We start from the raw sequence: 8,056 nt of genomic DNA, 5'->3' as shown, positions 1-8,056 counted from the left end.
GCTCCGACCTTGGGCCGTTATCTGATGCAAAAAATACAATTGTATTCTCAGACAAGCCACTTTTAATCAGGTAATCTTTTATTTTACCTACCGACTGGTCTAAATAATATACCATAGCCGCATAGGTCTTCATATCTTCAGGCCAGTTTTTATTCTTATAGATGGCCTGGTCTGGCACATCCAGCGGTGAATGCGGATTATTAAAGTTCAACATTAAAAAGAAAGGCTTTTTATTATCTTTTTGGGTTTCCAGATAAGCCAGTGCTTCATCTGTACAGATATTGGTTTCGTAATAGCCTTTTCTTGCATTGGTATTTGCTTCTACCTTCAGGAGCTTACCATTCACATAACGGTGATCAGGCCAATAAGTGCTTGCGTAGGTTGAGGGAATATTGATCAGCCATCCCGAAAATTTATCGAAGCCCCTTTGTAAAGGTGTAGCGAGCGAATCATATCCATCCACATGCCATTTTCCCACCAGCGAAGTATTATAACCGGCATCCTGCATCAGGTTTCCTATAGTATAATCATCCTTGGTAAGATTGGCCCGGTACACCACATTTTTTCCTTTTTTCCCCGCGAGCCCTCCTTGTTCGGTTGCATTGCCCCTAATTGTAGCATGCCCGGTATTGAGACCTGTGAGAATAGATCCCCGTGAGGGTGAACAGACCGGAGCACCGGCATAAAAATCGGTAAACCGTGTTCCTTCATTGGCCAGCTTATCTATGTTGGGCGTGAGGATCTGTTTTTGGCCGTAAACACCAACATCTCCATAACCCAGATCATCGGCCAAAATAAAAACAATGTTGGGCTTTTGCCCAGCCTTTCGCTGGGCAAATATTGCACCACTATACAGCAACGAAAAACCTATGATGATTAAACTTCTTTTGATCATTTTATTGAATTGAGGTCTTATTCTTCCCATAATATACTAGTTATAGCCCGGATTTTGAGTATAAAGGCCAGGTGCAGTCTGAATTTCTGCCGCAGGCACCGGATAAATGACATAGTTCGTCACAATTTCATTAATTTTCGTGATCGCATCGGCTACTCTCCAGGCATTCATCTGCGAGACGGCCAGACCTTCGCGCACAAGGTCGTTCCAGCGGAGCCCTTCGCCTAAAAACTCCCTTTGCCGCTCCTGCATCAGGGTCTGAATATTTACATTCGATAATGCACCTACGCCAGCCCTGGCCCGCACCCTGTTCACAGCCGCGTCTACATCACTTTGAGTGCCCGCCGCACCATGAAGGATGCATTCGGCTTTCATGAGCAATATATCGGTATAACGTAGTACGATAAAATTAATCGGCCAGTCTTTGCCCGACAGGCCCTTTTTGGCCACATCGATGTATTTTTTGATAAAAGGACCAGTGGTATAGGTAGTTGCTACATTGAAAGGATACCGAAGATCTGTTCCGCTAACCGTGTTAGTGGTATATGAATTGACCAAACTTTTTGATACCGGAAAAGTACTGGCTCCATAACCATTTCCAAAACTATTGGAAATACCATTACTGGTCCAATAAGCTACAGGTACCAAATGGGAAGGAAAACCTGCTCCGTTTAAACTCGAAGCAAACTGTACATCAAACACCACTTCACTATTGTTTTCGTTGGTATAGGAAAAGATTGATGCATAATTGGAGGCAAAACTATAGGGACTCCCGGTAAGTACTGCATCGAACAAAGCAGCGGCCTTATCATATTCATTGCTGTTAAGGCCAGGTCCGTTTATACCATATGTTGGGGCCGATTTGGTGAGATAAACCAATCCCAGCAGCCCTTTTGCAGCATAGGAAGTTGGTCTTCCAAGGTCAATCCCTGTAAAAGTTGCGGGTAAGTTGGCCGCTGCATACTGCAGATCAGATTCGATCAGTGCATAAACATCAGCTACCGGACTACGTGGAATGCTTGCTACTTCCACAGCGCTTTTTACCGTCGATATTAATGGCACTTGGCCAAAAGTCCTGACCAGAGAAAAATAATAGAATGCCCTTAAGAAACGGACTTCGGCGGCATACCTTGTTGCATTTGCGACAGTAAGCACACTTCCTTTGGTTTCTAATGCTGCCAGAACGGTATTCGCATTATATATGCCATTGAAATTGGCTTTCCAGGCTGTAGTGATAAATCCTGTTGTGGTAATACTCGGTGTAAAATTATTGATCCCGTCCCAATCACGGTTACCATCAGAAGTCGCATTTAAGTTGTCGCTGCGCATTTCACTGAGCCATAGTGCCTGACTGGGATAGTTGCTCAACTGGGAATACACCCCATTTACAGCCTGAAGAAAGTCGTTATTATTGGTAAAAAAATTCGCTGTAGCCAAACTCGACTCTGGTGTTTGATTTAATTGTTTTTCGCAACTGCCCAACAGCAGTATCGCGGAGAACAGGGTTAAGTATATTTTCGTTTTCATCTTATTCTACTAAAAGCCAATGTTTATTCCAATTGAAGCTGTTTTACTTAATGGTGCGGAACCGTAATCGCCTGATATTGCATAGCTGGCATCGCCACTTACGTTCGTATTCTGCGCCTCTGGATTCGCCCCCCCTTTATATTTATCATGAGAGAAATAGTTTTCCAATGTCACAAATATTCGTGCCGAAGAAATGCCAGGAGTTTTGATCAATCCCTTCAGGTTATAGCCCAAGGTAATGTTCTGCACGCGAAAGAAATCGCTGGAGTAAACCCAATCAGAGGTTACATTTGGATAAGTATAGTTTGCGCCCAGCCTGCCCCTTGGTGCATCCGGATTGGGATCTGCTGCCGTCCAGTGGTCTCTCCATACCCCAAGAACATTTGCGGTTGTACTTCCCGAAAAGTCGATTGCACGGCCCAGATAGGAAAGTATCGAACCTCCATGCTGGCCATATAGCTGTATACCAAGGTCGAAATTCCCATATTTAAAATTGTTTGACCAACCCCAGGTATATTTGGGAGAAGGCTGTCCGCCAACTACCCTATCGGCAGCACTGATTTTTCCATCGCCATTGGTATCAACGTATTTCGCATCGCCAATTTTCTGTCCGGATACTTTTGCCACAGCCGGATTGGCAATATCAGCAGCTGTTAAAATTCCATCGGTTTTAGTGATGTAATAGCTGAAAGCAGGGAGTCCTTCCCTTAGCAGATATGGCGCATTGCTACCGCTATAGGCAGAAGCGATTTCGATATCGGCATGTGTTGGGCCAAGATCGGTTATGGCATTTTTGTTAAAGGCAATATTGGCGCTCATTGTCCAGGTGAAATTGGCTGTTTTAACGTTTACCGTATTCAGTCCAAACTCCAATCCTTTGTTCACCACCGCACCTATATTTTGTAAACTTGTACTGAAACCACTTGCTGATAGTACCGGCAGGTTTAACAACAGATCGGTATTCTTTTTATGATAGGCATCGAAGGTGAAATTGATCCTGTTGGCCAAAAGGCTGAGGTCTAAACCAAGATCGTAGGTGTTGGATGTTTCCCATTTCAGCGCTTTATTGGCAAGGCCCGAAACCACCTGCCCGGTAGCCGTTGTTGGTGTATTGCCGCCAAATACGTAATTCGAATTTATCAGGGTGCTTATGGCATTATAGTCGCCAATGTTGTTGTTGCCCGATTTACCCCAGCTTAACCTTAGTTTTAACTCACTAATGGCTTTAACATCTTTAAGAAAAGACTCTTCTGAAACTTTCCATCCGGCAGATACCGAAGGAAAGGTTCCCCAGCGGTTTTCAGATCCAAATTTAGAAGAGGCATCCCTTCTGATGGTACCAGATAAGAGGTATCTATCCTTAAAAGCATACTGTAATCTGCTGTAATAAGAGAATAAGGTGTTATTAGCTGCGGTTGAAGTTCCTGTAGTGGTTACTCCTGCAGCGTTGGCAATGGCATTACTTAAGGTTTTGATGATATCGTTGGCAAAACCTCCGGCCGTTGCAAGGCTTACCCCTTCGGTATGTACGATGTTATAGGATACTCCTGCAATGGCAGAAATCTTGTGGACACCGGCAATTGTTGTGGTATAGTTAAGGGTATTCTCGTTAAGAAAGTTTTGTTTCTTGGTTACCGCGTAAGAGCCGGTTGAGTAAAGACCAGGATTGGTTAATAAAGCTGATGCTGCACCAACGGTAACCTGATCGGATGTATATTTTGAAGTATTTCGATCAACGTTATCATAATTTACGCTCGACCTTAATGATAGGCCTTTAACTATTTGATAATCTGCATATATCGAAGCCAATAATCTTGAGGTTTTTACCTTGTTCATTGCGGTTTCCAGATAGGCATACGGACTGATTAATCTTGGGCTCGCCCAGGTGTAGGTACTGTTTCCATAAGCGCCAGAATTTAAGCCTGCCGAACTTTCAACTACCGGCACCATCTGCAAGGCATTCATGAGCTGATTGTCCTTACCTTCCCCCGGAGGTGCATTATTAACAGAATAAGATGGCGCAAGGTTGATCCCGAATTTAAGCTTCTTACTGGCATTGGCCTCCACATTGGCCCTTAAACCATAGTTCTTAAAATTGGAATTAATCAACGTTCCGTTTTGGTTAAGAACGTTACCTGAAATAAAGTAAGTCACATTTTCTGCCCCTCCACTTGCTGAAACCTCATAATTTTGATAAGGTGCACTGGTGAAGATTGCATCCTGCCAATCTACATAATCAAGTCCGGGGTGTCCAGGCTGTGCCCATCTCGGATCGGTCATAAAAGAGGTGTTAATGGTACCTGGTGCAAGGCCTAAAATAGCGGCTCTTTCAGCATTGGTTTGGGTAGCAGTTCTTCCTGTACCAGAAGCTACCCATGCATTGTTGGCCAGTTCTGTTGCCTGGGCAACCCACTCATCAGCACTCAGCATATCGATCTTTCTGGCTACCGAACTAATACCTGCATTCGCATTCACACTAATCCTTGGTTTGCCCGCAACACCTTTTTTGGTTGTGATAATTACTACCCCATTTGCGGCACGCGAACCGTAAATGGCTCCCGCAGCGGCATCTTTTAATACCTGAACACTCTCGATATCGTTAGGGTTGAGGTTATCTAGTGGACTGTTCGAAATACCTCCGGAGGCATTCTGACTGGCTACATCCAAAGGAAAGCCATCCAATACATAAAGGGGTTCATTACCTGCCGTGATAGAGCCAGCCCCACGTACCTGGATACTTAAACCAGCTCCTGGCGTGCCACTTTGCTGCCTTACCTGAACGCCGGCCATCTGGCCGATAAGCGCCTGTTCAACTCTTGATATCGGCTTTTCTTCTACTGCTTTTGCGTTAAAAGTGGCTACTGAGCCCAATACATCGCTTTTTCTTTGCGTACCGTATCCTACCACAAGTACTTCTTCAAGCTTACTTTGATCAGGATCAAGTTTTACTGAGAGCGGCTGGCCTTTGTAAACCACTTCCTGTGTTTTATAACCTACATAGGTAAAAACCAACGTAGGCTGATTTAGCTCGGTAACCAGTTGAAATTCGCCATCGGGATTGGTTGATACCACCTGGGCAGTTCCCTTGATCCTAACGCTTACGCCAGGCAGGGGAAGGTTCCTTTCATCGATTACTTTTCCCTTAATTGTAACAGTCTGCGATCGTAGGTCAGAGATATTTGAAATCTCAAAAGAAGCACCGAGAAAATTATATACTGTCAAATTTGCCACAACGGCTACCTTTGGATGAGAGAGGAGGTTAATATTTTGTTCTTCGCCGCTTCTTTTTGCCCTGGCCTGCAGAACAGAGGAAATCAGAAGAATTCCCGTTAGGCAGGGCAATAAAAGTATTTTTGACAAAGATTTACTATGCGAGTCCTTCCTGGACTTTCCGCTTATTTTCATAATTTATATTGTTTTATGCCAATCATGAAACTGCAACAAGCTTTAGGAATATGAAAAATTCCCGTGCAGAATTCATAATTTTGACATGATCATTGAATGAACTGACCGGATGCAACGCCAATTGATCTCCGGCAATGGTCGAAATTTGGGGAGAATGCAAAAACGCATTTTCCCTTATTTATATTCAGTAACTATCTTATTTTTTGTAAGCTCCTTTCTATACCTTTGGGTATTGTGTTTTATAATTGATTTTATTTATCCATTCAATAATTTCCAATCGGTCAGCGACTCCTTTATTTCATTCCCATATCATGTTAAGATTATACAGAGGTCATGACTTTAGCATATCTACTTAGGTTTGATTATTTCCCTTCCATGCGGTCATTTAAAAAAAACAAAAACTAGAGAAGAGACTAAAAACTAGAGAAAACCAGGTTCAACAACGGCAACCAAAGCTATTGTAGGATGTATTAGAGATCGGATTAAGGGGACAAGTAACTGTTTCGAACATCATAATATATTAAATCTATAGTATTAGTAGACAAAATTATATTATCTTAACATAGCCTACAAACATTTAACAAAATTTACGACTTTGATAATTTTTCAACTTCCGGCAACGATGGCATAACAATTTATATGCTTAAAAATTATTCTATTCATAAAACAATCTTTGTTATTCCTTATTAAAATATTTGATGGCAAAGGCTACAAAACCATTTTGATAAAAAGTGCCGATGTGAAAGTACTTGGTCAAACTTCGGGAGAATGGGTGAGCCTTGGCAAATATTCATTTTCGGGCAGTAACCAGCCATATATCGAAATCAAATCGAACGGAACAAAAGCAGTTGCCGATGCTGTGCTATTGGCCCCTTCTCCTTAGGAATTCAGTTCAAAGTAATATTAAGAGGTTGTATCATCATTATATATTTGTCATCCTGAGCTTGTCGAAGGACTTATTTAAATACGCTTTAAGGTGTTTCGACAGGCTCTCCGTAGGAGTCCTTTGGACAACATGACAGCATCTGGGCTGAATTGCCTTTATGATACAACTTCTTAATCCCTATAGAGGCTTATTACGACCAAGAAATCCCATATATAGAACCGGGCATCAAAATAATAAGAATTTAATGTTGGTATAGCGATACCAGCTCTTATGCCCTACCGTGTGTGGACATATATATTAAAGAATAGTTTAGGCATCATGCTAGCTTGCTTAGAAAAAACACAGGTTATACAGAAGAACGCCGTCAATCCCAAGTGGCAGGGAAATCAAGATATTCTTTTAATTTAAAAACTGTTCCCTATATTCAGTAGGTGTAATTCCTACTTCTTTCTTAAAAAGCCTTGAAAAGTACGGTGGGTTTTCAAATCCTAATTGATAGGCTGTTTCCGCAACAGTTTTGTCGGTACTCATCAACAAGTTTTTTGCTTCCATCACCAATGCAATGTGTATATGGTCTAATGCCGTTCTGCCCGTTTCCTGTTTTAATAAATCGCTCAAGTACCTTGCTGACAAGGATAATTCAGATGCCATATATTTTACCGTTGGCAATCCCTCTTCTTTAAGTTTGCCACTATCAAAATATGCTTTTAAATGATTGGTAAATTTCGAAACTGTTGTACCCGAAAGTACTGTCCGATTTAGAAACTGGCGTTTGTAATAACGTTGGGAATATTTTAAAATAGAATCGATATGGGTTAGCATAATGTCTCTGCTATACTCATCTTGGTTATTATAATATTCGGCCCTTATTTTATTGAACAAATCCCAAAGTATATCTTCTTCTCTGGGTGAAATGTGCAATGCCTCATTGGCTTCATAATCAAAATAACCGTATTTCTGAATACTTGAATGTAATGGATGATTGACTAAAAAATCTTCGTGAAAATAAATCATAAAACCTTTCTCGGTGAGTTCTATGTCATTCATCTGCACGATTTGATTGGGTCTTAGGAAAAACATAGAACCGTTTTCATGGTCGTACTTTGTTTTGCCATACATCACATTGCCCGACTTTACCTTCTTCAAAGCTATTTTATAGAAGCCCAGGGTAAACTCAGTTTCTACAAACTGGCACCCCTTTATATCTTCAAACGTTACTAAACCCAACATCGGATTTTCTGGCGGAAGAAAGCCATTCGTAGTATAAAGTTCGGTGATTGTTTTATAGTGCTTCATGATTTATGATGAATTAAAATTTTGATATGTGAAGGTAGACTTTTAAT

At 41.7% G+C, this 8,056-nt stretch carries 5 protein-coding genes; 1 reads left to right on the top strand and 4 read right to left on the bottom strand.

All coding sequences use genetic code 11. The annotated features are described in order from the left end of the window. From AC1DPQ_RS10940 to AC1DPQ_RS10930, 3 genes are all read right to left on the bottom strand, one after another. The coding region (locus AC1DPQ_RS10940; protein ID WP_477609246.1) for a sulfatase-like hydrolase/transferase at positions 1 to 925 on the bottom strand (925 nt) is incomplete at its 3' end. Positions 926 to 931: 6 nt separating this feature from the next. Beyond that, the gene (locus tag AC1DPQ_RS10935; RefSeq protein ID WP_477609244.1) at positions 932 to 2,422 is read right to left on the bottom strand and encodes a RagB/SusD family nutrient uptake outer membrane protein; all 1,491 of its coding nucleotides are present in this window, start codon (positions 2,420 to 2,422) and stop codon (positions 932 to 934) included. A 9-nt stretch (positions 2,423 to 2,431) separates the two neighbouring features. Beyond that, positions 2,432 to 5,782, bottom strand: a complete 3,351-nt coding sequence (locus AC1DPQ_RS10930; protein ID WP_477579935.1) for a SusC/RagA family TonB-linked outer membrane protein — start codon at positions 5,780 to 5,782, stop codon at positions 2,432 to 2,434. Between the two features lie 718 nt (positions 5,783 to 6,500). Here AC1DPQ_RS10930 and AC1DPQ_RS10925 point away from each other — a divergent pair. After that, the gene (locus AC1DPQ_RS10925; RefSeq protein WP_477579934.1) at positions 6,501 to 6,710 is read left to right on the top strand and encodes a hypothetical protein; all 210 of its coding nucleotides are present in this window, start codon (positions 6,501 to 6,503) and stop codon (positions 6,708 to 6,710) included. Positions 6,711 to 7,112: 402 nt separating this feature from the next. On the opposite strand, the gene AC1DPQ_RS10920 is transcribed toward AC1DPQ_RS10925, so the two are convergent. Further along, positions 7,113 to 8,009: a helix-turn-helix domain-containing protein gene (locus AC1DPQ_RS10920; RefSeq protein ID WP_477609242.1), complete on the bottom strand. Its 897-nt coding sequence runs from the start codon at positions 8,007 to 8,009 to the stop codon at positions 7,113 to 7,115. Positions 8,010 to 8,056 lie beyond the last annotated feature (47 nt).

Source organism: Pedobacter sp. 01T416_2, from assembly GCF_056398925.1.
The sequence above is the reverse complement of the archived record's forward strand: the minus strand, read 5'-3'. Positions and strand labels throughout refer to the sequence as shown.

Excerpts from the sequence above, each read along its gene's own strand:
- AC1DPQ_RS10935 (WP_477609244.1), bottom strand. The coding sequence starts at position 2,422 with ATGAAAACGAAAATATACTTAACCCTGTTCTCCGCGATACTGCTGTTG.
- AC1DPQ_RS10920 (WP_477609242.1), bottom strand. The coding sequence starts at position 8,009 with ATGAAGCACTATAAAACAATCACCGAACTTTATACTACGAATGGCTTT.